Here is a 21,796-nt window from a genome sequence, read left to right on the forward strand (position 1 = left end):
GCCTGTAAGCTGACAGCAACCTGAAGGGGAATTCAGGCCTTTGTCAGGTTCGTCAGCCAAGGTGTTGTACGACGAACCATCACAGGAGGGTGGCAATGCGGGTTTTATTGGTTGAGGACGCTGTGGGGCTCGGCGAGGCAGTACGTGAGCAACTCGCGGATGACGGCCACGCGGTGGACTGGGTGCAGCGCCTCGATCACGCTCAGACCAGCGTGCGAACGACGCGTTACGACCTGATCTTGCTTGACCTGATGCTGCCGGACGGGCGAGGGCTGGATTTTTTGCGCCAGCAACGCGGGGCGGGGGATGTCACTCCGGTGATTATTCTCACGGCTCGGGACCAGATATCCGATCGCATCGAAGGCCTGAATGCGGGGGCTGACGACTATCTGGTCAAACCCTTTGATCTCTTCGAGTTGTCCGCCCGAGTTGCGGCGGTGGCGCGGCGCTACAGTGGTAATCCCAATCCGCAGATCAAAGTGGGCGGGTTGCAGGTCGACATGACCGCTCGCACGGTGCTGCGCGCCGGCATGACGGTGGACCTCACCGCGCGCGAGTGGGCATTGTTCGAAGCCTTCATCCAGCGCCCCGGCGCATTGTTATCGAAATCCCAGCTGGAAGATCGCCTGTATGCATTCGGTGCCGAAATTGAAAGCAACACCATCGAGGTCTATATCAGCCGTCTGCGCAAGAAACTCGGCCGCGAGATGATTGAGACGGTCCGTGGGATGGGCTACCGGTTGATGCCGGAATGAAGCCCGCCTCGAGTCTGCAAAAGCGCCTGGGGCTGGGGCTGACGCTGGGCATGACCCTGCTTTGGCTGGGGGCGACCGTCGGCGCCTGGGTCGTGGTGCAACACGAATTGAACGAGGCCTTCGACAGTGCACTGGAGGAGACGGCACAGCGAATCCTGCCCTTGGCCGTGCTCGAAATCGGCAGCCCTGATGAGCCTCGCCAGGCTCGGCATATTGCACCGCTCAAAGTGCGCAAGGAATACCTGACGTACCTGGTCCGCGATGCCAGGGGCGAGATACTGATGCAATCTCATGATGCCGACCCTGACATTTTCAATCCGCTGCCGGTGGAGGGCTTCACGACCACTTCCAGGTACCGTTTGTACGGGACCAGCGCTCCGCGCGAAGGCGTTTTTATCGAGATGGCCGAGCCCTTGGCCCATCGACGCGAAGCTGCTCAGGAGGCTTTGCTCGCGTTGCTCCTGCCGTTGCTGGCACTGATTCCGATCAGCTTGCTGGGCACCTGGTTGTTCGTGCACGTCAGCCTGCGCAGCGTTCGGGCGTACCGCCGGGCCATCGAGACGCGCGGGGTCGGTGACCTGTCCCCGATCAAGGTGGATCGATTGCCTGCGGAAATCGATCCGTTGGCCGAGGCGGTCAACCATCTGATGGAGCGACTGCGCAAGGCACTGGAGACGGAACGCAGCTTTACCGCCAACAGTGCCCATGAGCTGCGCACCCCGCTGGCAGCGACGTTGGCACACATTCAGCGGTTACGCCGCGAGGCGCCTGAGGGCCCGCTTCAAGTACGCGCCGCGAAGATCGAGGCGTCTCTCCAGGCGCTGACGCGACTCTCGGAAAAGCTGATGCAACTGGCCAAGGCCGAAGGCGGTGGGCTTCTGTCCGAGGTGCCGCAAGACCTCATACCGTTACTGGCGCATGTGGTCGATGAGTGCAATCACGCAGCCGGCCAGCGGGTTCATCTGGTTCTGCCCGCTGTGCAAAGCGTGCTGTCGGCAATTGATCCTGACGCGTTTGCCATTCTTGTGCGTAACCTGATCGAGAACGCGATGAAGCACGGCGCGCCGGATCAACCCATTGAGGTGAGCCTTTCCAGTCAGGCACTTTTGAGGGTAGTCAATGCCGGTCCGGTGGTGCCTGAGCCGATATTGAAACGCCTGACCGAGCGCTTCGTGCGCGGTGAAAGCGGCGCTGAGGGTTCGGGGCTTGGCCTGGCCATCGCGCTGACGATTGCCCAAGGCGTCAACGCGACGATGACGCTCGTGTCGCCCGCGACGGGTAAACAAGACGGCTTTGAAGTCATCGTGCAGTTTGTTCAGGGGCGCTAGGGAGAATGGATACACTGGCCGGTCGTGCGGGATCAAAGACACGCCGCACGTCGCTGCAAGCAGGGCTATAATCGCGCCCACGTTTTACTCTTTCACAACACCCTCCACCCTACGAGACTGCCATGACTATTTCTCTGTACGCTGCTTCCGTTCCAGTCTTCAAGCAAATGCTCAACGCGTTGAGCGATGTTCTGAACAAGGCCGAAGCTCACGCCACCGCCAAAAACATCGACCCGAACGCCTTCCTGCAAGCGCGTCTGTACCCGGACATGTTCCCGCTGGTGCGTCAGGTGCAGATCGCCGTCGATTTCGCCAAAGGCGTTTCTGCCCGCCTGGCCGAAATCGAACTGCCGAAGTACGACGACACCGAAGTGACCTTCGCCGAGCTGCAAGCCCTGATCACCAAGGTGCTGGCCTTCATCGACGGTATCAAGCCTGAGCAAATCAATGGCAAGGAAGGTATCGAGATCGTTACCCGCCCAGGCACCCCGAAAGAAAAACGCTTCAGTGGCCAGGCTTACCTGCTGACCTACGGCCTGCCGCAGTTCTTCTTCCACGTCACCACCGCCTACGCGATCCTGCGTCACAACGGTGTTGAAGTCGGCAAGCGCGATTACATGGGCGCGTTCTAACCCCCCAAAAAAAAGTAGGAGCACGGCTTGCCGGCGATGGCGATCTCAAATACGCCATCGCCGGCAAGCCGTGCTCCTACAGATGCGTTACGCCAGACGCTGAACCTTCTCGTCTTCACCCAAACACGCTGCAGCAGTAAACAGCACGTCGGTGGAGGAGTTCAGTGCGGTTTCCGCCGAGTCCTGCAACACGCCGATGATGAAGCCGACCGCCACCACTTGCATGGCGATCTCGCTCGGAATGCCAAACAGGCTGCACGCCAGCGGAATCAACAGCAGCGAACCACCAGCCACACCCGAAGCGCCGCAGGCACAGATCGCCGCGACGACGCTTAGCAGCACGGCTGTCGGGATGTCCACGGCAATCCCCAGCGTGTGCACCGCCGCCAGGGTCAGTACCGTGATGGTGATCGCCGCACCGGCCATGTTGATGGTCGCGCCCAGCGGGATCGATACCGAGTAAGTGTCTTCATGCAGGCCCAAGCGCTTGCTCAGTTCCAGATTGACCGGAATGTTCGCCGCCGAACTGCGGGTGAAGAACGCGGTGATTCCGCTTTCCCGCAGGCAGGTCAGCACCAGCGGGTAAGGGTTGCGGCGCAGCTTCCAATAGACGATGGCCGGGTTCATCACCAGCGCCACGAACAGCATGCAACCCAGCAGTACGGCCAGCAGATGCAGGTAACCGATCAGTGCGCCGAAGCCCGAGGTGGCCAGCGTGGAGGCGACCAGGCCGAAGATCCCCAGCGGAGCAAAACGAATCACCAGGCGCACGATCAGCGTGACACCGTTGGACAGGTCGCCGAGTACGGTGCGGGTGGTTTCGCCGGCATGGCGGATCGCAATGCCCATGCCGATTGCCCAGGCCAGAATACCGATGAAATTGGCGTTCATCAGTGCACTGATCGGGTTGTCGACCACGCTCAGCAGCAGGCTTTGCAAGACTTCGGAGATTCCGCCGGGCGCGCTGATCGCCACGTCGTGGGTGGACAGCACCAGGCTCGAAGGGAACAGGCTGCTGGCCACCACTGCCACTACGGCTGCGGCAAAGGTGCCCAGCAGATACAGGAACAGAATCGGCTTGATATGGGTTTCCTGACCGTGTTTGTGGTTGGCGATCGAGGCCATCACCAGCACGAACACCAGAATCGGTGCGACGGCTTTCAGTGCCGAGACAAACACTTTGCCGATGAATGCGGTGGATTTCGCCACCTCAGGCGCAAACAGCGCCAAGGCAATGCCGACGATCAGGCCAATGACGATTTGCGTGACCAGGCTGGTGTGTTTGAGTCTTTGCAAAAGAGTAGGCGGAGCAGCAGTCATAGCGGTATCTCTGATTTTTTTAAGGTGCCGTGAATCGAGAAACCCGGTCAGCAACAAACGGGCAGGCTGACCGGGCAAGCGCACATTGCGTCATCTGCGTTGGCGGGTGAGCAAGGTTGAATTTTTTTGCGGGCGCGGACTTTATCACAGCGTAGTCGCGATCCTTCAGACCTGTGACGATCTGCCACCCGAGTGTTTAAGAGGATGTGTCAGGTTTGCGCCAGCGCTGTCGGACACACTCTGTTAAGCTTCGCCATCCACTTTTTCATCTCCCCTCAGTGAGCCCTTGGGCTGTCGCTGGCGTTGTCGTTTTCTGGAGTTACCCATGCTGTTGCCCATCCTGTTGTTGTCAGCCGCCGGTTTCACCGTGCTGACCACAGAATTCATCATTGTCGGTCTGTTACCGTCGATCGCTCGCGACCTCGATGTCAGCGTTTCCCAGGCTGGACTGCTGGTGACCTTGTTCGCGTTTACCGTCGCCGCCTTCGGACCCTTCCTGACCGCGTATTTCGCGCGTTTTGAACGTCGGCGTCTGTTTATCAGCGTGCTGATCATGTTCGGGCTGGCGAACACCCTGGCGGCCATGGCGCCGAACATTGGCGTGATGGCCGTCGCGCGGCTGATACCGGCGCTGGGTTTACCGGTGTTCTGGGCGCTGGCCAGTGAAACGGCGGTGGACATCGTCGGGCCGGACTATGCGGGGCGGGCGATTGCCAAGATCGGATTCGGGATTGTCTGCGCGACCGTGTTCGGGATCCCCGTCGGCACGTTGATTTCCGATGCGTTCGGCTGGCGCACGGCGTTCGGCATTCTCGCGGTCATTGCCTTGGCCAAGGCGCTGCTGCTGTTTATCTATTTGCCGAAAACCAACCTGCACAACCAGCAGGTGAGCTTGCGTTCACAGTTCAAGATTTTGCGCAGCCCACTGATGCAAGGGCACGTGCTGTTGTCGATTCTGGTCTTCAGCGGGATGTTTACCGCTTACACCTACCTGGCCGACATCCTTGAGCGGTTGGCCGGTTTCAACGGCACTGTGGTCGGCTGGTGTCTGATGGGCTTTGGTGCGGTCGGGCTGATCGGCAACTCGCTGGGCGGGCGCATGGTCGATCGCCATCCGTTGATCGCGTCGATGGTGTTCTGTGGCTTCATGATCGGCGGCATGGTGGCGCTGGTGCCAAGTATTCATTCGACGCTGGGACTGGCGGCGGCGATGGGCGTCTGGGGCGTGACCCAGGCCGCGTTGTTCCTGGTCAGCCACGTGCGCTTGATGAAAGCCGCCCCGCAGGCGCCAGCCTTTGCTGCGTCGCTGAACATCGCCGGGGCCAATCTGGGGATTGGCTTGGGGGCGATGGTCGGTGGGCACGTGATCGACACCTTGGGCCTGGGCAGCCTGGGGTTTGCGGCGGCCGGTTTTATCCTGGTGTCGATTGTATTGGCCTTGTTGCTGATGAAGGTCAAAGCCCCAGCCGTCTGCGCCTGAGGCTTCAAAGCGCGGTAAACAGCTCGCGGCGGGCTCCTTCGGTAATTGCGACAATGCCGGGGTGCTTGACCTTGCGCTCGACCGAGATCGCGTAAAACGACTCGGTCACCGCATCGGTCTGCCCGATCAACTCAACGCCGCATTGGCGTCTCACCTCGTCGGCAATCACGCTCGGGCCGATGAAAATCCCGCTGCCGGATTGGCCGAACGCCTGCATCAAGGCACTGTCATCAAACTCACCGACAATGCGTGGCTGAATCTGCTGTTCGGCGAACCAGCGCTGCAAGCGGCTGCGTACCACGGTTTCCTGCCCTGGAATCAACAGGGGCGCACCGTGCAGGCCGCGCGGGAAGTCTTTGCCATAGCGTTGTGCCAATTCGGTGGTGGCGAAAAAACTGATGCCGCATTCGCCGAGTTTCTGGCTGTAACCCTTGATGTCCAGGTGCGACGGCATTGGACTGTCGGAGATCACCAGGTCCAGCCGCTGAATGGCCAGATCAGCCAGCAAGCGCTCCAGTTTGTCCTCGCGACAGGTGATGCGTAGCGGCTCAGTCAGCTCCATGGTCGGTGCAATCAGGCGATAGACGATGGATTTGGGCACCACATCGGCGACGCCCACCCGGAACAGAATCTGCTGTTCATTGGGCTGCGCCCGAAGCATGGCCTCCAGCTCGCCACCCAGCTGAAACATCTGCTCGGCGTACGGCAGTGTCTGCCGTCCGGCCTCGGTCAGTTCAAGTTGCCGGCCAACCCGTTGAAACAGCTCTATCCCATAGGTTTGTTCGAGCAGACTGATCTGCCCGCTGATGGTCTGCGGAGTCAGGTTCAATTGCTCGCAGGCACGCACGATGCTGCCGGTTTTGGCCACGACCCAGAAGTAATGCAATTGCCGATAATTGAGCATGCGCTTTGCCGATTCGGAAAAACCGAAGTATAGCTGCTAAAAATACGAATTTTCCTGAAGTGTTTGCCTCCTTAGAATGCCTCGCTATCGACGGGCCACTCCCTTGGTCAAGTTCGCTCTATCGAGGAAAGCATGATGAAACTCAACTCCCTGGCCGCCGCTTCGTTGCTGGCCCTTTCTGCACTGCTGCTGACAGGCTGTGACCAGGCCGAGAAAAGTGCCCAGCAACTGATGGGCAAAGCCGCCGAAACCGCCAAGCAGGCGATCGACGATACGCATAAGGCGGCGGAGCAAGCGCTGAGCGACGCCACTTCGAACATCGTCGGCAACAAGGAAAAACCCGCTGACGATAGCGAGAAAAAACCTGGCACATCGCAGGAAATCTAACCCGTTCAACACCGAGTCAGGACTGACCCATGGACTATCTTTTACAACTTGCAGCAAGCCCTACAGCCTGGGTCGCCCTGGCTACGTTGATCGTGATGGAAATCGTGCTCGGCATCGACAACCTGATCTTCATCTCGATCCTGACCAACAAGCTGCCCGTGCAGCACCGTGCCAAGGCCCGCCGTATTGGTATCAGCATGGCCTTGGTCCTGCGTCTGGGCTTGCTGAGCACCATCGCGTTCATCGTGCAGCTGACTGAGCCGGTGATTGAACTGTTCAATCACGCGTTCTCGTGGAAAGACATGATCCTGATCGCCGGTGGCCTGTTCCTGTTGTGGAAGGCGACCACTGAAATCCATCACAGCATGGATCCGCCAGCCGAGGATCCGACGTCGAAAACGTCCGGTGTGACACTGGGTTTTGCCGCGGCAATCGGTCAGATTCTGATGCTCGACCTGGTGTTCTCCATCGACAGCATCATTACCGCTGTCGGCATGACCGAGCATTTGCCGATCATGATCATTGCGGTGCTGGTGTCGGTGATGGTGATGTTGCTGGCGGCCGAGCCTCTGGCCAAATTCATCAATGACAATCCAACAGTGGTGATGCTGGCCCTGGGCTTCCTGATCATGATCGGCATGACCCTGATCGCCGAAGGTTTCGGCGCCCACGTACCGAAAGGCTACATCTATGCGGCCATGGCATTCTCGGCAACGATTGAAGGTCTGAACATGCTGTCGCGTCGGGCCCGGGAGAAGCGAGTCGCTGCTGAGGCGTAAGCGTTAAGGTAAATCACCAACGGTCATCTGCACTCGACAACGTGCAGGTGGCCGTTTTGATTTGTGGGGGATTTGAACCGAATCGATCAGTGTGCTGTGACGTGGTGCCGGGCAGGTTTCTCGACTTTGCCGGGTGCCGCAGGTGGAATATAGGCGTGCTGGTGTCTGCGGGTAATGCGCAATACGCCCCACAGCATCGCGGCGGCAACGGCCAGCCAGCCACCGATCAGCATCAGTATTATCATCGTCAGGCTCATTCAGTGCCTCCTCTTTGCCCTGCTTCGGGCACACACTTTGTACAAGCGTCAGTCTAGTCGCTGATGTGTTGCAGGCAATTGACCAAGTGTGATGAGTCTCCAACCCGTTCGCTCTATCAACTGCATGCGACTGCCGTTAAAGGCTATACCACTGCTATGATCATCAGCGAAGCCGGGAGACCGTTTGCCTGGCGCCTGAACAAGTGAGTGATGATGTTGCCGGTACTTTCCCGATTCCGCTGCGCCCTGCTGGCCGCGGCCTGCGTCTTGAGCCTGGCCGGTTGTGCCGGGAGCGTACAACCTGAAATCCAGCGTCTGCCTGAGCGCGTCGAGCTCAGTGGCATGCCGTTTTACCGTGGCGAAGCCTATCAAAGCGGGCCGCAATCGCTGGCCAGCATGCTTTCCCAGCAAGGCATCGTGATTACCCCGGGGCTGCTCGACAAGCCGCTGCATTTGCCGGGCGCCGAGGCGCAGTTGCAGCAGAACATGCAGAACCTGGCGCGTGAATACGGGATGGTCGTGTATCCGCTGGACAGCAATCTGCCGGCGCTGTTGGCCCAGGTCGCGGCGGGTTACCCGGTGTTGCTGCGCTTCAGCGAAGGTTCGGCATTCTGGAAAGAGCCGAGGTACGCGATTCTCGCCGGCTACAACCGTCACAAGCAGACGGTGCTGCTGCGTTCAGGAATGGACCGCCGGTTGCTGATGAGCTTCACGTCGTTCGAGTCCGCGTTCGAAAATGCTGGCGGTTGGGCAGTGTTGATTCAGGGGCCGACCCAGATTCCGGCCAAGGTTGACTCGCAGCGCTGGCTCAAGGCCGCTGACGATCTGGCTCGGGCTGGACAGGAGCAGGCAGCAACCACGGCGACCAAAGCACTGGCTGCCCATTAATCGAACCGAATAAAAACGGCACCTTGAGGCGCCGTTATCGATAAAGGCCCCGACTCGCGTCGCAGGCCTTTTTTCGTGCGCTTATTTGCCGGTCTGCGCCATGCCGCTACCTTGACGATGTTGCAGATTTTTCTCGGCTTTGTATTGCAGGGCAACACTCGGCACAGAGGTGCTCCTGCCGGTTTCAACCCACTGACGAATCCGTCCGGCATCCGCAAAGTGGGTGTACTTGCCGAAGGCATCGAGAATCACCAGCGAAACAGGGCGATTACCCATGTTCGTCACCAACACCAGACAGTGGCCGGCCTGATTGGTAAAGCCGGTCTTGGTCAGCTTGATGTCCCAGTCGGCTTTGTTGATCAGGTGGTCGGTGTTGTGAAAACCCAAGGAGTAGCTGGGTCTGCGGAACGTCACGGTTTTTTCCTTGGTCGTGCTCAGTTCACTCAGCATCGGGTATTTGCGTGCAGCCTGGAGCAGTTTGCTCAGGTCGCGGGCCGTGGAAACGTTGTGCTCTGACAGGCCGGTCGGTTCGACGTAATGGGTGCTGGTCATGCCCAGCGCCCTGGCTTTGGCGTTCATTGCGGCGATAAAAGCAGCGTAACCGCCTGGGTAGTGGTGGGCCAGGCTCGCGGCAGCACGATTTTCCGAGGACATGAGTGCAATCTGCAGCATTTCCCTGCGCGACAGCTCGCTATTGAGTTTGACCCTGGAGAACACACCTTTCATTTCCGGGGTTTCGCTGATCGTAACGGAAATGTATTCGTCCATGTTCTGCTTGGCGTCCAGCACGATCAGCCCGGTCATCAATTTGGTCACCGAGGCGATCGGCACGATCACGTCCGGGTTGCTGGCGTAGATGACTTTGTCGGTTTGCAGATCGATCACCATCGCACTGCCGGAGGCGATGCGCAGTTGTGAGGTGTCTCGAGGTGCCGCGGTGGTGTCACGTGCGTAGACGTTTGAGGTGACAAGAGGGCCTGTAAGTACAAAAAATAGGCTCAGGATGGATAGACGGATTTTCACGCGGGCGGACTCGGTAAGAAATGAATATGCCGTTCTGCAACGGGCTTTCTGGGAGAAACGTAACATTTTATGAGTATGTGCTAGGAAAGCGCTATACGCCTGCTGCAGAGGTGCTTCAGATGAAAAATATTTTAGGCTGTATCGGCTCTGTAACGGTCTGATTCACAGGTGTCGTCGATGCTCGGGAAGCACATGATGTGATTGCTTTGGTGTAAGACAATAAAAGGCTTCGTGTGGTCAGGTAGGGTGGGACTGGTCATGCGGGCAGGTTATTTCGAACGGTTGTGGTTTCAGATCTGTTAATAGCGAATTTAACGTTAAAATTGATATAGAGAAACGCTCTATTAAACAGTGGTAACTATTAAAGTGGTTGTGGGTGGGTTTAAGTTTAGGGGTTAACACTAATTGTCAGTGGTCACGGCGAGTGGTGAGTGGTGGGAGGCGGTTCAAAATTTTGTCACGTAATAGGGTGACTGTTGAGTCCTGAATGTAAGGTGTTTGTTGTTGTTAGGAAAAAAACGCTCGCCAAAAATATGGCGGTTATGTGGTTTTTTTATTTGTAGGGATAGAAGCTTGCGCCTTTACTTTTAAATGAGTGGTGCTAATCTCACCTTCGCATTGAGCGACAAGTTATACAGCGTCATCAGGCCCGCTCACGGAAAGACGATATGCGGCTGATTGTCACTAATGCTGTCGACTCGGTGAAATGTTGCGAGTTGGTTTTTTGATCCAGTTGTATGGCTGGGGCAGTTGTAATCGGGCATTGAATGCCTCGTGCCAAAGCCTATGGAAGGGCGTGAATGTACGCTGTCCGGACACCTCATGCTTCCCCCTAAGCGAGCACGCCCAGGTGCTGATGGTTCAAGTGACTTGACAACGCTAAAGACAACTTACACAAAAGGAATAGTGTGATGAAATCAGTAAATGTTTTGATTGTTGTCGATGTTGAGAACGCGCTGGCATCAGGTGATCTCCAGGGTAATGTGTACCTGATAGACAGTAACAAACACTGCGGTTCGAGTAGTGAGGGTCAGGCAGAGCTCTATACGGCATGTGTTGAAGGGCAATACATTAATTGGGCTGTAGCGCCTCTCTCTCCTTCCAATGACGTGCAGATAGTTGGTTTTACTGGTCAGATGGTTAATGATAGGATTTGCCTTCCTAAGTCAGTGCCCGATCCATCAGGTAATTACTGGAAGGGGCAGGTCGAGGCGCAGGGTTATAAAGGGAACGTGCAGTATTCGGTAGTGCTTTCAATGGATGGGAAGCAGATGACCTTTGATCCGTTCCTGAAAATTCAGTAGTGTGTGAAGAGGTGCTTTGATCTAGATGAAGTTGTTAGTGTCAACTTCTTTATTTCAGGGTGATATAAAACAAGGAACCCCGCCAATTGGCGGGGTTCCTTGTTTGTGCGTCAGGGCGAGCCTTGAATCAGCCGTGCAGGGTTTCCGCTGCGTACAGCGTGTTTTCCAGCAGGCAGGCGCGAGTCATCGGTCCGACCCCGCCGGGTACTGGTGTGATCCAGCCAGCGCGGGGCAGGGCGGTTTCATAAACCACATCGCCTACCAGCTTGCCGTCTTCCTGGCGGTTGATGCCAACGTCGATGACGATGGCGCCTTCCTTGATCCACTCACCTTTGACCAGGCCAGGTTTGCCGGCGGCGACTACAACCAGGTCGGCGCGACCGACGTGGCCGGCCAGATCCTTGGTGAAACGGTGGGTCACGGTTACGGTGCAACCGGCCAGCAGCAATTCCATCGCCATTGGGCGACCGACGATATTGGAGGCGCCAACGACCACTGCATCCATCCCGTAAAGATCGGCGCCTGTGCTTTCCAGCAAGGTCATGATGCCTTTAGGGGTGCACGGGCGCAGCAGAGGGATGCGTTGTGCCAGGCGGCCAACGTTATAAGGATGGAAACCATCCACGTCTTTGTCCGGACGAATGCGTTCCAGCAGTTTGGACGCGTCCAGGTGTTCTGGCAGAGGCAGTTGCAGCAGCACGCCGTCAATGTTCGGGTCGTCATTAAGACGGTCGATCAGTTCGGTCAGGGCCTGCTGGGTGGTGTCGGAGGGCAGGTCATAGGCTTGGGAGAGGAAGCCGACCTCTTCACAGTCTTTACGCTTGTGCGAGACATAAACCTGAGAGGCGGGATCGCTGCCGACCAGGATCACCGCGAGGCCGGGCGTGCGCAGACCTTGCTGGCGACGCTCGGCAACACGTTTGGCGATCTGCTGGCGCAGGCTGGCGGCGATCGATTTGCCGTCGATTAGTTGTGCAGTCATTGCGCGTGATTAACCATCGAGAGGGGGAAGAAAAGAGAACGCATTCTCGCATGTCAGAACGTGAGGGCAAAGGCGCTTGGTCTGCAAATTCCCCTAAGCCCTTTAATTAAATGAATTTTTTTCAAAAAGGATTTGACGGTCTCCAGGGGTGCCTATACTATTCGTCGCACTTGTCGGGCACAGCCTAGCACTGGTTAAGAAGGTCAGGCGGAATTACGGTTCTGCAAGGCTGAAAAGCACTTAGTTTGTAGTCCTTCAAGGGTACAGCTAATAAGGCGCCCGTAGCTCAGCTGGATAGAGCATCCGCCTTCTAAGCGGATGGTCGCAGGTTCGAGTCCTGCCGGGTGCGCCATTAGGCAGCTTTGGCACAAGTAACGCGATATGGTGGGCGTAGCTCAGTTGGTAGAGCACGGGATTGTGACTCCCGTTGTCGTGGGTTCGATCCCCATCGTCCACCCCATATTTCGAAAGGCGCCAGATTTAACCGTCTGGCGCCTTTGCTTTAATAGTTGTGAACCGCGGATGTGGTGGAATTGGTAGACACACTGGATTTAGGTTCCAGCGCCGCGAGGCGTAAGAGTTCGAGTCTCTTCATCCGCACCAATTAAAGCTTCAGTCAGGCCGTTGGCCGGGTTGGAGCTCAGCGAAGAAGTTTTTTGGCTTCTTTGTTACGCAATATGGTGGGCGTAGCTCAGTTGGTAGAGCACGGGATTGTGACTCCCGTTGTCGTGGGTTCGATCCCCATCGTCCACCCCATATTTCGAAAGGCGCCAGATTTAACAGTCTGGCGCCTTTTTTGTTTCAGTATTTGTATGTTCAGCGACTGCAGGTTCCGGGTCGCAAGGGCGGGGCGTTTCGTCGTATTCATGTTGCTCGATGATGCCGCATTGCCCGCCGGGCTTGCTCGCAAGGTCGGCTGCCAGGGAGCTGATTGGCTCTCCTTCTATATATAGGAGGGTTGGCGCAGAGACCTGGCGTGATTGACTGTATTTGCCTCCGGGGTGAGGTGTATTCGTGCATCCACACCGATAAATTGTCTGCTGCGTTTTTACCCGTTTTCAGTAGGGTGACTTCTTGAGTTTGACCCACTAGAATGCATGCCCTTGATTCTGTGGTCGGAAACGGCCGGCTAACGTCTGTGCAACGAGGAATATCCATGCAAGTTTCTGTTGAAAATACTTCTGCTCTAGAGCGCCGCATGAGCATCACCGTGCCAGCTGAGCGCATTGAGACTCAAGTCAACAAGCGTCTGCAACAGACTGCCCAAAAGGCCAAGATTGCAGGCTTCCGTCCTGGCAAAGTGCCAATGAGCGTGATTCGTCAGCGTTATGAAGCTGATGCGCGTCAGGAAGCTGTAGGCGACGTGATCCAGGCTTCTTTCTACGAAGCGATTGTCGAGCAAAAGCTGAACCCGGCTGGCGCTCCTTCGGTAGAGCCTAAAGTCCTGGAGAAGGGCAGGGATCTGGAATTCGTTGCAACGTTCGAAGTGTTCCCCGAGTTCACCGTTGCCGGTTTCGAATCCATCGCTGTCGAGCGCCTGAGCGCTGACGTGGCGGACGCCGATCTGGACAAAATGCTGGAAATCCTGCGCAAGCAGAACGTTCGTTTTGAAATTGCCGATCGTGCAGCTCAGAACGAAGACCAACTGAACATCGATTTCGTTGGCAAGGTTGATGGTGAAGTGTTCGCCGGTGGTTCCGCCAAGGGTACTCAGCTGGTTCTGGGTTCCGGCCGCATGATCCCTGGCTTCGAAGAAGGCCTGGTTGGCGCTAAAGCGGGCGAAGAGCGCGTTCTGAACCTGACCTTCCCTGAGAACTATCAGAACCTCGACCTGGCTAACAAGGCAGCCGAGTTCACCGTCACCGTGAACACTGTTTCCGAGCCGAAACTGCCTGAATTGACCGAAGAATTCTTCGCTCAGTTTGGTATCAAAGAGTCTGGTATCGACGGTTTCCGCACTGAAGTTCGTAAGAACATGGAGCGCGAGCTGCGTCAGGCGATCAAATCCAAGGTCAAGAATCAGGTAATGGACGGTCTGCTGGCCGCCAACCCGATCGAGGTGCCAAAGGCCCTGCTGTCCAACGAAGTTGATCGTCTGCGCGTTCAGGCGGTTCAGCAGTTCGGTGGCAACATCAAGCCTGACCAACTGCCGGCCGAGCTGTTCGAAGAGCAAGCCAAGCGTCGCGTTGTGCTGGGTCTGGTGGTGGCTGAAGTGGTCAAGCAATACGACCTCAAGCCTGACGAAACCCGCGTTCGCGAGCTGATTCAGGAAATGGCTTCGGCTTATCAGGAGCCTGAGCAAGTCGTGTCCTGGTACTACAAGAACGACCAGCAACTGAACGAAGTCCGTTCGGTTGTGCTGGAAGAGCAAGTTGTGGATACTGTTCTTCAGAAAGCTAGCGTGACCGACAAATCGGTCTCTTACGAAGAAGCGGTCAAGCCGGTAGAAGCTCCACAAGCCGACTGATTGTTTTTGCGTTAGAAGCACACACCATAAGCCAGCTTTCGAGCTGGCTTATGCGTATTCAAGACATAACTATTTGGGAGTGACTGCGAGACATGTCCCGCAATTCTTATTATCAGCAGAGCTCTGACATCCAGGCCGCAGGTGGTCTGGTCCCGATGGTTATCGAGCAGTCCGCCCGTGGCGAACGTGCCTATGACATCTACTCGCGCCTCCTCAAGGAACGAGTGATCTTCCTTGTCGGCCCGGTAGAAGACTACATGGCCAACCTGGTCGCCGCGCAACTGCTGTTCCTTGAAGCGGAAAACCCGGACAAGGACATCCATCTTTACATCAACTCACCAGGCGGTTCGGTGACTGCGGGCATGTCGATCTACGACACCATGCAGTTCATCAAGCCTGACGTTTCCACTACCTGTATCGGTCAGGCCTGCAGTATGGGTGCTTTCCTGCTTGCCGGTGGTGCTGCGGGCAAGCGTTACTGCCTGCCGAACTCGCGCATGATGATTCACCAGCCATTGGGCGGTTTCCAGGGTCAGGCGTCGGACATCGACATCCATGCCAAGGAAATCCTCCATATCCGTTCGCGTCTGAACTCGTTGTTGGCTTATCACACCGGTCAAAGCCTCGAAACCATTGAGCGCGACACCGAGCGTGACAATTTCATGAGCGCAGAGCGTGCGGCTGAATACGGCCTGATCGACTCGGTGATCGACAAGCGTAAAATGCCCGCCTAAGCAGCTCAAATGCAGGTGGTTGGTTTAACTGGCCACCAGCGGGCTTGAAAAAGCCCGCAATTGCCTTCATCTTGTGTTGCAAGCCTATCGGATTTGGATCGATCGAATGACTGACACCCGCAACGGCGAGGACAACGGCAAGCTGCTCTATTGCTCCTTCTGTGGCAAAAGCCAGCATGAAGTGCGCAAATTGATTGCCGGCCCCTCGGTCTTTATCTGCGACGAGTGCGTCGACCTGTGCAACGACATCATCCGCGAGGAGGTGCAGGAAGCACAGGCCGAAAGCAGCGCGCATAAATTGCCTTCGCCTAAAGAAATCAGCGGCATCCTTGATCAGTACGTGATTGGTCAGGAACGTGCGAAAAAGGTTTTGGCCGTAGCGGTGTACAACCACTACAAGCGCCTCAACCAGCGTGACAAAAAGAATGACGATGTCGAACTCGGCAAAAGCAACATCTTGCTGATCGGCCCTACAGGCTCGGGTAAAACCCTGCTTGCTGAAACACTGGCCCGTTTGCTGAATGTGCCTTTCACTATCGCTGACGCAACCACCCTCACCGAGGCGGGTTACGTGGGTGAAGACGTTGAAAACATCATTCAGAAACTGTTGCAGAAGTGCGATTACGACGTAGAAAAAGCTCAAATGGGCATTGTCTACATCGATGAAATCGACAAGATTTCGCGCAAGTCCGACAACCCGTCCATCACCCGGGACGTTTCCGGTGAAGGCGTGCAGCAGGCCCTGCTCAAGCTGATCGAAGGTACGGTCGCTTCCGTTCCGCCTCAAGGTGGTCGCAAGCACCCGCAGCAGGAATTCCTTCAGGTCGACACCCGTAACATCCTGTTCATCTGCGGCGGTGCGTTCTCCGGTCTGGAAAAGGTTATTCAAAACCGTTCCACCCGTGGCGGCATTGGTTTCAATGCAGAAGTTCGCAGCAAGGAAGAAGGCAAGAAGGTGGGTGAGTCCCTGCGTGAAGTCGAACCTGACGATCTGGTCAAGTTCGGTCTGATCCCGGAATTCGTCGGTCGTCTGCCGGTTCTTGCAACGCTGGACGAGCTCGACGAGGCTGCGCTGATGCAGATCCTCACCGAGCCGAAAAATGCTCTGACCAAACAGTATGCCAAGCTGTTCGAGATGGAAGGCGTAGACCTGGAATTCCGGGCCGATGCACTGAAATCGGTCGCCAAGCGCGCACTGGAACGCAAAACCGGTGCTCGTGGATTGCGTTCGATTCTCGAAGGTGTGCTGCTCGACACTATGTATGAAATCCCCTCGCAATCCGAGGTGAGTAAAGTAGTGATCGATGAAAGCGTTATAGAAGGCAAGTCCAAGCCACTGTATATCTACGAAAACAGTGAGCCGGCTGCCAAGGCGGCGCCAGACGCGTAAGCGTCGCACTGCCGGATTAAAAGAAGGGGCCTTCGGGCCCCTTTGCTTTTGCAGGAGCTGCCGAAGGTTTGGGCCGCGTTTGGACGATCTTTACCGCGGTCTTTTAATCAGCTTGTTTTTTTCGAAAGCAGCCCCCATCTTGGTTTCAAGCTTACTTCCATCTGTTTCCGGCCTTATGGCCGCCGTAGAGGCGAAATCATGAAGACAACCATCGAATTGCCTCTCCTGCCATTGCGTGATGTTGTGGTTTATCCGCACATGGTTATCCCGCTGTTTGTGGGGCGCGAGAAATCTATCGAAGCCCTCGAGGCGGCGATGACGGGCGACAAGCAGATCCTTCTGCTGGCCCAGAGAAACCCTGCCGACGACGATCCCGGTGAAGACGCACTTTATCGTGTCGGTACGATCGCAACGGTTCTGCAGCTGCTCAAGCTGCCTGACGGCACGGTCAAAGTGCTGGTTGAGGGCGAGCAGCGTGGCGCGGTCGAGCGTTTCAGCGAAGTCGACGGCCATTGCCGTGCCGAGGTTTCGCTGATTGACGAAGTCGACGCTCCCGAGCGCGAATCGGAAGTGTTTGTTCGCAGCTTGCTGTCTCAATTTGAACAGTACGTTCAACTGGGCAAGAAGGTTCCGGCTGAAGTCCTGTCATCGCTCAATAGCATCGATGAGCCAAGCCGCCTGGTCGATACCATGGCCGCGCACATGGCGCTGAAGATCGAGCAGAAGCAGGAAATCCTCGAGATTATCGATTTGTCGGCCCGGGTCGAGCACGTTCTGGCATTGCTGGACGCCGAGATCGATTTGCTGCAAGTCGAAAAACGCATTCGTGGCCGCGTCAAAAAGCAAATGGAGCGCAGCCAGCGCGAGTACTACCTGAATGAGCAGATGAAGGCCATTCAGAAAGAACTCGGCGATAGCGAAGAAGGCCATAACGAAGTCGAAGAGCTGAAAAAGCGCATCGATGCCGCAGGCTTGCCAAAAGACGCGCTGATCAAGGCCCAGGCTGAGCTGAACAAGCTCAAGCAAATGTCACCGATGTCTGCTGAAGCGACCGTGGTGCGTTCCTACCTTGACTGGCTGGTTCAGGTGCCGTGGAAGGCACAAAGCAAGGTTCGTCTGGATCTTGCGCGTGCAGAAGACATTCTTGATGCCGACCATTATGGTCTGGAAGAAGTCAAAGAGCGGATTCTCGAATACCTCGCCGTACAAAAACGCGTGAAGAAAATCCGCGGTCCGGTGTTGTGCCTGGTCGGTCCTCCTGGGGTGGGTAAAACCTCTCTGGCGGAGTCGATTGCTCACGCGACAAACCGCAAATTTGTACGCATGGCCCTCGGCGGCGTGCGCGATGAGGCGGAAATTCGTGGTCATCGCCGGACTTATATCGGTTCGATGCCAGGAAGATTGATACAAAAGATGACAAAGGTGGGCGTGCGCAACCCGCTATTCCTGCTCGATGAAATCGACAAGATGGGCAGCGACATGCGTGGCGATCCGGCATCGGCTTTGCTGGAAGTGCTCGATCCCGAGCAAAACCACAATTTCAACGATCACTATCTGGAAGTCGACTACGACCTGTCCGATGTGATGTTCCTTTGCACCTCGAACTCGATGAACATTCCGCCGGCGCTGCTCGACCGGATGGAAGTGATTCGTCTGCCGGGCTACACCGAAGACGAGAAGATCAACATCGCTGTCAAATACCTTTCGCCCAAGCAAATTCAGGCGAATGGCCTGAAAAAAGGCGAGCTGGAATTCGACACCGAGGCGATCCGCGACATCATTCGTTACTACACCCGTGAAGCCGGTGTGCGTGGGCTCGAGCGCCAGATTGCCAAGGTTTGCCGCAAGACGGTCAAAGAGCATGCGATGGAAAAACGCTTCTCGGTAAAAGTCACGGCCGAGATGCTGGAGCACTTCCTTGGCGTGCGCAAATTCCGCTACGGCCTGGCCGAGCAGCAGGATCAGGTGGGGCAGGTGACTGGCCTGGCCTGGACTCAGGTGGGCGGCGAGTTGCTGACCATCGAAGCTGCAGTGGTGCCGGGTAAAGGGCAACTGATCAAGACCGGTTCGCTGGGCGATGTGATGGTCGAATCGATCACTGCTGCGTTGACGGTCGTTCGCAGCCGCGCGAAAAGCCTGGGGATCCCGCTGGACTTCCATGAGAAGCGCGACACCCACATCCACATGCCGGAAGGGGCGACGCCCAAAGACGGTCCTAGTGCGGGTGTAGGCATGTGTACGGCACTGGTGTCGGCATTGACCGGGATTCCTGTACGCGCTGATGTTGCCATGACCGGCGAAATTACCTTGCGCGGCCAGGTTCTGGCGATCGGTGGACTTAAGGAAAAACTGCTGGCGGCACACCGTGGCGGGATCAAGACAGTGATCATTCCTGAAGAGAATGTTCGCGATTTGAAGGAAATTCCTGACAATATCAAGCAAGATCTTCAGATCAAACCGGTTAAATGGATTGACGAGGTCCTGCAAATTGCGCTGCAATACGCGCCGGAGCCCTTGCCGGATGTGGCTCCCGAGATAGTTGCAAAGGATGAGAAACGCGAGTCTGACTCTAAGGAAAGAATTAGCACGCACTAGTACGTATTAGCCTGGGGGGCTTTCTTGACAGCTTTTTAGAGCCCTTGTTATAAAGCGGCTCTTAAGTGTCTGTAGGCCATTCAGCACTCGTTTTTGCTTTCACCAAAAAACTTAGAATCATCTCAAATAGATATAAGGGGACTTAGAGTGAACAAGTCGGAACTGATTGATGCTATCGCTGCATCCGCTGATATCCCGAAAGCTGCTGCTGGCCGCGCGCTGGACGCTGTAATCGAATCCGTCACTGGCGCTCTCAAGGCTGGCGACTCTGTTGTTCTGGTTGGTTTCGGTACTTTCTCCGTGACTGATCGTCCAGCTCGCATTGGTCGTAACCCACAGACCGGTAAGACGCTGGAAATCGCAGCAGCCAAAAAACCAGGTTTCAAAGCCGGTAAAGCACTGAAAGAAGCTGTTAACTAAGCCTCACTCGGTTTTTTGCCTATCCGGGTCGGGGTCATCCCTGACTTGGCAGCGGAGCGGTAGTTCAGTCGGTTAGAATACCGGCCTGTCACGCCGGGGGTCGCGGGTTCGAGTCCCGTCCGCTCCGCCAGTTACGAGAAGGCGCATCCTCGGATGCGCCTTTCTTCTATCCGGATTCTACCCACGCTCCACGGTTGCCTAATTTGAAGTTCAACCGTTTCTGGGGGACGCATGCTGCAGAATATCAGGGACAATTCACAAGGCTGGATTGCCAAGACCATTATCGGGGTCATCGTTGCACTGATGGCTTTGACCGGTTTCGACGCCATCTTCAAGGCCACTACCCACCGTAATGATGCGGCCAAGGTGAATGGTGAAGAAATCAGCCAGAACGAGCTGAGTCAGGCGGTTGATATGCAACGCCGTCAACTCATGCAACAGCTGGGCAAGGATTTCGATGCATCCTTGCTTGATGAAAAAATGCTGCGCGATGCTGCTTTGAAAGGGCTGATCGACCGCAAACTGTTGCTGCAAGGCGCAGAAAAATCGAAATTCGCTTTCTCCGAAGCTGCACTGGACCAAGTGATCCTGCAAACGCCTGAATTCCAGGTCGACGGCAAGTTCAGTCCTGAGCGTTTCGACCAGGTGATCCGTCAACTGGGCTACAGCCGTATGCAGTTCCGCCAGATGCTGGCTCAGGAAATGCTGATCGGCCAGTTGCGCGCCGGCCTGGCAGGTAGCGGTTTCGTCACCGATGCACAGGTGCAGGCTTTCGCTCGTCTGGAAAAACAGACCCGCGATTTCGCGACCCTGAACGTCAAGGCAGATCCAGCGGCGGTGAAGCTGACTGATGAAGAGGTCAAGGCTTACTACGACGAACACGCCAAAGAGTTCATGACACCTGATCAGGTGGTCATCGATTACCTCGAGTTGAAGAAGGCTTCCTTCTTTGATCAGGTCGCCGTCAAGGACGAAGACCTGCAAGCGCTGTATCAGAAAGAAACCGCGAACCTGGCCGAACAACGCCGGGCTGCGCACATTCTGATCGAAGTGAATGACAAGGTGAACGAGGCGCAAGCCAAGGCGAAGATCGAAGAGATTCAGGCGCGTCTGGCCAAAGGCGAAAGCTTCGAGGCCCTGGCCAAGGAGTTCTCGCAGGATCCAGGTTCGGCTGCCAACGGCGGTGACCTCGGTTACGCTGGCCCGGGCGTTTACGACCCGACCTTTGAGAAAGCGCTGTATGCGCTGGGCAAAGACCAGGTGTCGGCGCCGGTGCGCACTGAATTCGGTTTCCACTTGATCAAGCTGTTGGGCGTTGAAGCACCGCAAGTGCCAAGCTTCGCCAGCCTGAAAGACAAGCTGACCAAGGAACTGAAAACCCAACAGGTCGAGCAGCGTTTTGTGGATGCGACCAAACAGTTGGAAGATGCCGCGTTCGAAGCTTCCGACCTGGCTCAACCAGCTGCGGACCTGAAACTGACCGTCCACACGTCCGCACCGTTTGGCCGTGAAGGTGGCGAAGGTATCGCGGCCAACCGTGCCGTGGTCACTGCTGCGTTCAGCCCGGAAGTTCTGGATGAAGGTGCCAACAGCACCGGCATCGAGCTGGATCCGGAAACGGTTGTGGTGCTGCGTGCCAAAGAGCATCGCAAGCCTGAACAGCTGCCACTGGAAAGCGTTGCTGCGAGCATTCGCGTGCAATTGACCAAGGAGCACGCCAGTGCTGCTGCCAAGACCAAGGCTGATGAGCTGATTGCCAGCCTGCGTGATGGCAAGACGCCGCTCGCCAGCCAGGGCTGGAAAGTCACCAATGCGGCAACTCGTGCTCAGGAAGGTGTTGATCCAACCGTGCTGCAAGCGTTGTTCCGCATGCCGAAGCCTGCAGCCAAGGACAAGCCGACTTTCAGCAGCGTGACCCTGACTGACGGTAGTCTGGTGATCGTGCGTCTGAACGGTGTGAGCGAAGCCGCAGCGCCTTCTGAAGAAGAGAAGGCTCAGTATCGTCGCTTCCTCGCGTCGCGCGTTGGCCAGCAAGACTTCGCGGCCTATCGCAAGCAACTGGAGAGCCAGGCGGACATCAAGCGTTACTGATGCCTGACTGACCCGTTAGTGGTAAACAAAGACCCTGGCCGAAAGGCCGGGGTCTTTTGT

General features: G+C 56.5%; 19 protein-coding genes and 5 tRNA genes. 19 read left to right on the top strand and 5 right to left on the bottom strand.

Annotated elements, in window-relative coordinates; all coding sequences use genetic code 11:
- The first annotated feature begins 95 nt into the window (after window positions 1-95).
- The 3 genes from AO353_RS20090 (at window position 96) to AO353_RS20100 (ending at window position 2,715) form a co-directional block, all read left to right on the top strand.
- Window positions 96-755: a response regulator transcription factor gene (locus AO353_RS20090; RefSeq protein WP_054596527.1), complete on the top strand. Its 660-nt coding sequence runs from the start codon at window positions 96-98 to the stop codon at window positions 753-755.
- Complete coding sequence (locus tag AO353_RS20095) at window positions 752-2,083, top strand: sensor histidine kinase (protein WP_054596528.1); 1,332 nt, start codon at window positions 752-754, stop codon at window positions 2,081-2,083. The genes AO353_RS20090 and AO353_RS20095 overlap by 4 nt, the downstream gene beginning before the upstream one ends.
- 122 nt (window positions 2,084-2,205) lie before the next feature.
- Window positions 2,206-2,715: a DUF1993 domain-containing protein gene (locus AO353_RS20100; RefSeq protein WP_054596529.1), complete on the top strand. Its 510-nt coding sequence runs from the start codon at window positions 2,206-2,208 to the stop codon at window positions 2,713-2,715.
- 87 nt (window positions 2,716-2,802) lie between these two features.
- Here the strand turns inward: AO353_RS20100 and sstT are convergent, their stop codons facing one another.
- On the bottom strand, window positions 2,803-4,035 hold the full coding sequence (gene sstT / locus AO353_RS20105) for a serine/threonine transporter SstT (protein WP_054596530.1): 1,233 nt from the start codon (window positions 4,033-4,035) through the stop codon (window positions 2,803-2,805).
- Window positions 4,036-4,360: 325 nt separating this feature from the next.
- On the opposite strand from sstT, the gene AO353_RS20110 reads away from it, so the two are divergent.
- The gene (locus AO353_RS20110; protein ID WP_054596531.1) at window positions 4,361-5,515 is read left to right on the top strand and encodes an MFS transporter; all 1,155 of its coding nucleotides are present in this window, start codon (window positions 4,361-4,363) and stop codon (window positions 5,513-5,515) included.
- Window positions 5,516-5,519: 4 nt separating this feature from the next.
- Here AO353_RS20110 and nhaR read toward each other — a convergent pair whose 3' ends face one another.
- Window positions 5,520-6,419, bottom strand: a complete 900-nt coding sequence (nhaR, locus tag AO353_RS20115; protein WP_054596532.1) for a transcriptional activator NhaR — start codon at window positions 6,417-6,419, stop codon at window positions 5,520-5,522.
- Window positions 6,420-6,554: 135 nt separating this feature from the next.
- Here nhaR and AO353_RS20120 point away from each other — a divergent pair, with 135 nt between their 5' ends.
- Together AO353_RS20120 and AO353_RS20125 are read left to right on the top strand one after the other, a co-directional pair.
- Complete coding sequence (locus AO353_RS20120; protein ID WP_054596533.1) at window positions 6,555-6,806, top strand: hypothetical protein; 252 nt, start codon at window positions 6,555-6,557, stop codon at window positions 6,804-6,806.
- 29 nt (window positions 6,807-6,835) lie between these two features.
- The gene (locus AO353_RS20125) at window positions 6,836-7,585 is read left to right on the top strand and encodes a TerC family protein (RefSeq protein WP_054596534.1); all 750 of its coding nucleotides are present in this window, start codon (window positions 6,836-6,838) and stop codon (window positions 7,583-7,585) included.
- 86 nt (window positions 7,586-7,671) lie between these two features.
- On the opposite strand, the gene AO353_RS31395 is transcribed toward AO353_RS20125, so the two are convergent.
- Window positions 7,672-7,842 carry a hypothetical protein gene (locus AO353_RS31395; RefSeq protein WP_173860006.1) on the bottom strand — a complete coding sequence of 57 codons (171 nt, stop codon included), beginning with the start codon at window positions 7,840-7,842 and terminating at the stop codon, window positions 7,672-7,674.
- Between the two features lie 213 nt (window positions 7,843-8,055).
- Between AO353_RS31395 and AO353_RS20130 the strand changes: the two genes are divergently transcribed.
- Complete coding sequence (locus tag AO353_RS20130) at window positions 8,056-8,730, top strand: peptidase C39 family protein (protein ID WP_237142909.1); 675 nt, start codon at window positions 8,056-8,058, stop codon at window positions 8,728-8,730.
- 81 nt (window positions 8,731-8,811) lie between these two features.
- On the opposite strand, the gene pbpG is transcribed toward AO353_RS20130, so the two are convergent.
- Window positions 8,812-9,753, bottom strand: coding sequence for a D-alanyl-D-alanine endopeptidase (gene pbpG, locus AO353_RS20135; protein WP_054596536.1), 942 nt, complete (start codon window positions 9,751-9,753; stop codon window positions 8,812-8,814).
- 911 nt (window positions 9,754-10,664) lie between these two features.
- Here pbpG and makC point away from each other — a divergent pair.
- Window positions 10,665-11,057, top strand: coding sequence for an alpha-pore-forming tripartite toxin MakABE regulator (gene makC / locus AO353_RS20140; protein ID WP_054596537.1), 393 nt, complete (start codon window positions 10,665-10,667; stop codon window positions 11,055-11,057).
- A 127-nt stretch (window positions 11,058-11,184) separates the two neighbouring features.
- Here makC and folD read toward each other — a convergent pair whose 3' ends face one another.
- Window positions 11,185-12,039 carry a bifunctional methylenetetrahydrofolate dehydrogenase/methenyltetrahydrofolate cyclohydrolase FolD gene (gene folD / locus AO353_RS20145; RefSeq protein WP_054596538.1) on the bottom strand — a complete coding sequence of 285 codons (855 nt, stop codon included), beginning with the start codon at window positions 12,037-12,039 and terminating at the stop codon, window positions 11,185-11,187.
- Between the two features lie 275 nt (window positions 12,040-12,314).
- Between folD and AO353_RS20150 the strand changes: the two genes are divergently transcribed.
- The 11 genes from AO353_RS20150 (at window position 12,315) to AO353_RS20200 (ending at window position 21,736) form a co-directional block, all read left to right on the top strand.
- Window positions 12,315-12,391, top strand: a tRNA-Arg gene (locus tag AO353_RS20150).
- Between the two features lie 32 nt (window positions 12,392-12,423).
- Window positions 12,424-12,499: transfer RNA gene (locus tag AO353_RS20155), tRNA-His, on the top strand.
- Window positions 12,500-12,557: 58 nt separating this feature from the next.
- Window positions 12,558-12,642, top strand: a tRNA-Leu gene (locus AO353_RS20160).
- 77 nt (window positions 12,643-12,719) lie between these two features.
- A tRNA-His gene (locus tag AO353_RS20165) sits at window positions 12,720-12,795 on the top strand.
- 400 nt (window positions 12,796-13,195) lie between these two features.
- Entirely contained in the window at window positions 13,196-14,506 is a 1,311-nt protein-coding gene (tig, locus tag AO353_RS20170; protein WP_054596539.1) for a trigger factor, read from the top strand.
- A 92-nt stretch (window positions 14,507-14,598) separates the two neighbouring features.
- Window positions 14,599-15,240, top strand: coding sequence for an ATP-dependent Clp endopeptidase proteolytic subunit ClpP (gene clpP, locus AO353_RS20175; RefSeq protein WP_054596540.1), 642 nt, complete (start codon window positions 14,599-14,601; stop codon window positions 15,238-15,240).
- A gap of 106 nt (window positions 15,241-15,346) precedes the next feature.
- Window positions 15,347-16,630, top strand: coding sequence for an ATP-dependent Clp protease ATP-binding subunit ClpX (gene clpX / locus AO353_RS20180; RefSeq protein WP_054596541.1), 1,284 nt, complete (start codon window positions 15,347-15,349; stop codon window positions 16,628-16,630).
- 198 nt (window positions 16,631-16,828) lie between these two features.
- A complete protein-coding gene (gene lon, locus AO353_RS20185) occupies window positions 16,829-19,225 on the top strand; it encodes an endopeptidase La (RefSeq protein ID WP_054596542.1) in 2,397 nt (798 codons plus the stop codon).
- 147 nt (window positions 19,226-19,372) lie between these two features.
- On the top strand, window positions 19,373-19,645 hold the full coding sequence (locus AO353_RS20190) for an HU family DNA-binding protein (protein WP_002552737.1): 273 nt from the start codon (window positions 19,373-19,375) through the stop codon (window positions 19,643-19,645).
- A 53-nt stretch (window positions 19,646-19,698) separates the two neighbouring features.
- Window positions 19,699-19,775: transfer RNA gene (locus tag AO353_RS20195), tRNA-Asp, on the top strand.
- A gap of 101 nt (window positions 19,776-19,876) precedes the next feature.
- The gene (locus AO353_RS20200) at window positions 19,877-21,736 is read left to right on the top strand and encodes a SurA N-terminal domain-containing protein (RefSeq protein WP_054596543.1); all 1,860 of its coding nucleotides are present in this window, start codon (window positions 19,877-19,879) and stop codon (window positions 21,734-21,736) included.
- Window positions 21,737-21,796 lie beyond the last annotated feature (60 nt).

The organism is Pseudomonas fluorescens, from assembly GCF_001307155.1.
Lineage (GTDB): Bacteria > Pseudomonadota > Gammaproteobacteria > Pseudomonadales > Pseudomonadaceae > Aquipseudomonas > Aquipseudomonas helvetica.

Excerpts from the sequence above, each read along its gene's own strand:
- AO353_RS20090 (WP_054596527.1), top strand. The coding sequence starts at position 96 with ATGCGGGTTTTATTGGTTGAGGACGCTGTGGGGCTCGGCGAGGCAGTA.
- AO353_RS20095 (WP_054596528.1), top strand. The coding sequence starts at position 752 with ATGAAGCCCGCCTCGAGTCTGCAAAAGCGCCTGGGGCTGGGGCTGACG.
- AO353_RS20100 (WP_054596529.1), top strand. The coding sequence starts at position 2,206 with ATGACTATTTCTCTGTACGCTGCTTCCGTTCCAGTCTTCAAGCAAATG.
- sstT (WP_054596530.1), bottom strand. The coding sequence starts at position 4,035 with ATGACTGCTGCTCCGCCTACTCTTTTGCAAAGACTCAAACACACCAGC.
- AO353_RS20110 (WP_054596531.1), top strand. The coding sequence starts at position 4,361 with ATGCTGTTGCCCATCCTGTTGTTGTCAGCCGCCGGTTTCACCGTGCTG.
- nhaR (WP_054596532.1), bottom strand. The coding sequence starts at position 6,419 with ATGCTCAATTATCGGCAATTGCATTACTTCTGGGTCGTGGCCAAAACC.
- AO353_RS20120 (WP_054596533.1), top strand. The coding sequence starts at position 6,555 with ATGAAACTCAACTCCCTGGCCGCCGCTTCGTTGCTGGCCCTTTCTGCA.
- AO353_RS20125 (WP_054596534.1), top strand. The coding sequence starts at position 6,836 with ATGGACTATCTTTTACAACTTGCAGCAAGCCCTACAGCCTGGGTCGCC.
- AO353_RS31395 (WP_173860006.1), bottom strand. The coding sequence starts at position 7,842 with ATGAGCCTGACGATGATAATACTGATGCTGATCGGTGGCTGGCTGGCC.
- AO353_RS20130 (WP_237142909.1), top strand. The coding sequence starts at position 8,056 with ATGTTGCCGGTACTTTCCCGATTCCGCTGCGCCCTGCTGGCCGCGGCC.
- makC (WP_054596537.1), top strand. The coding sequence starts at position 10,665 with ATGAAATCAGTAAATGTTTTGATTGTTGTCGATGTTGAGAACGCGCTG.
- folD (WP_054596538.1), bottom strand. The coding sequence starts at position 12,039 with ATGACTGCACAACTAATCGACGGCAAATCGATCGCCGCCAGCCTGCGC.
- tig (WP_054596539.1), top strand. The coding sequence starts at position 13,196 with ATGCAAGTTTCTGTTGAAAATACTTCTGCTCTAGAGCGCCGCATGAGC.
- clpP (WP_054596540.1), top strand. The coding sequence starts at position 14,599 with ATGTCCCGCAATTCTTATTATCAGCAGAGCTCTGACATCCAGGCCGCA.
- clpX (WP_054596541.1), top strand. The coding sequence starts at position 15,347 with ATGACTGACACCCGCAACGGCGAGGACAACGGCAAGCTGCTCTATTGC.
- lon (WP_054596542.1), top strand. The coding sequence starts at position 16,829 with ATGAAGACAACCATCGAATTGCCTCTCCTGCCATTGCGTGATGTTGTG.
- AO353_RS20200 (WP_054596543.1), top strand. The coding sequence starts at position 19,877 with ATGCTGCAGAATATCAGGGACAATTCACAAGGCTGGATTGCCAAGACC.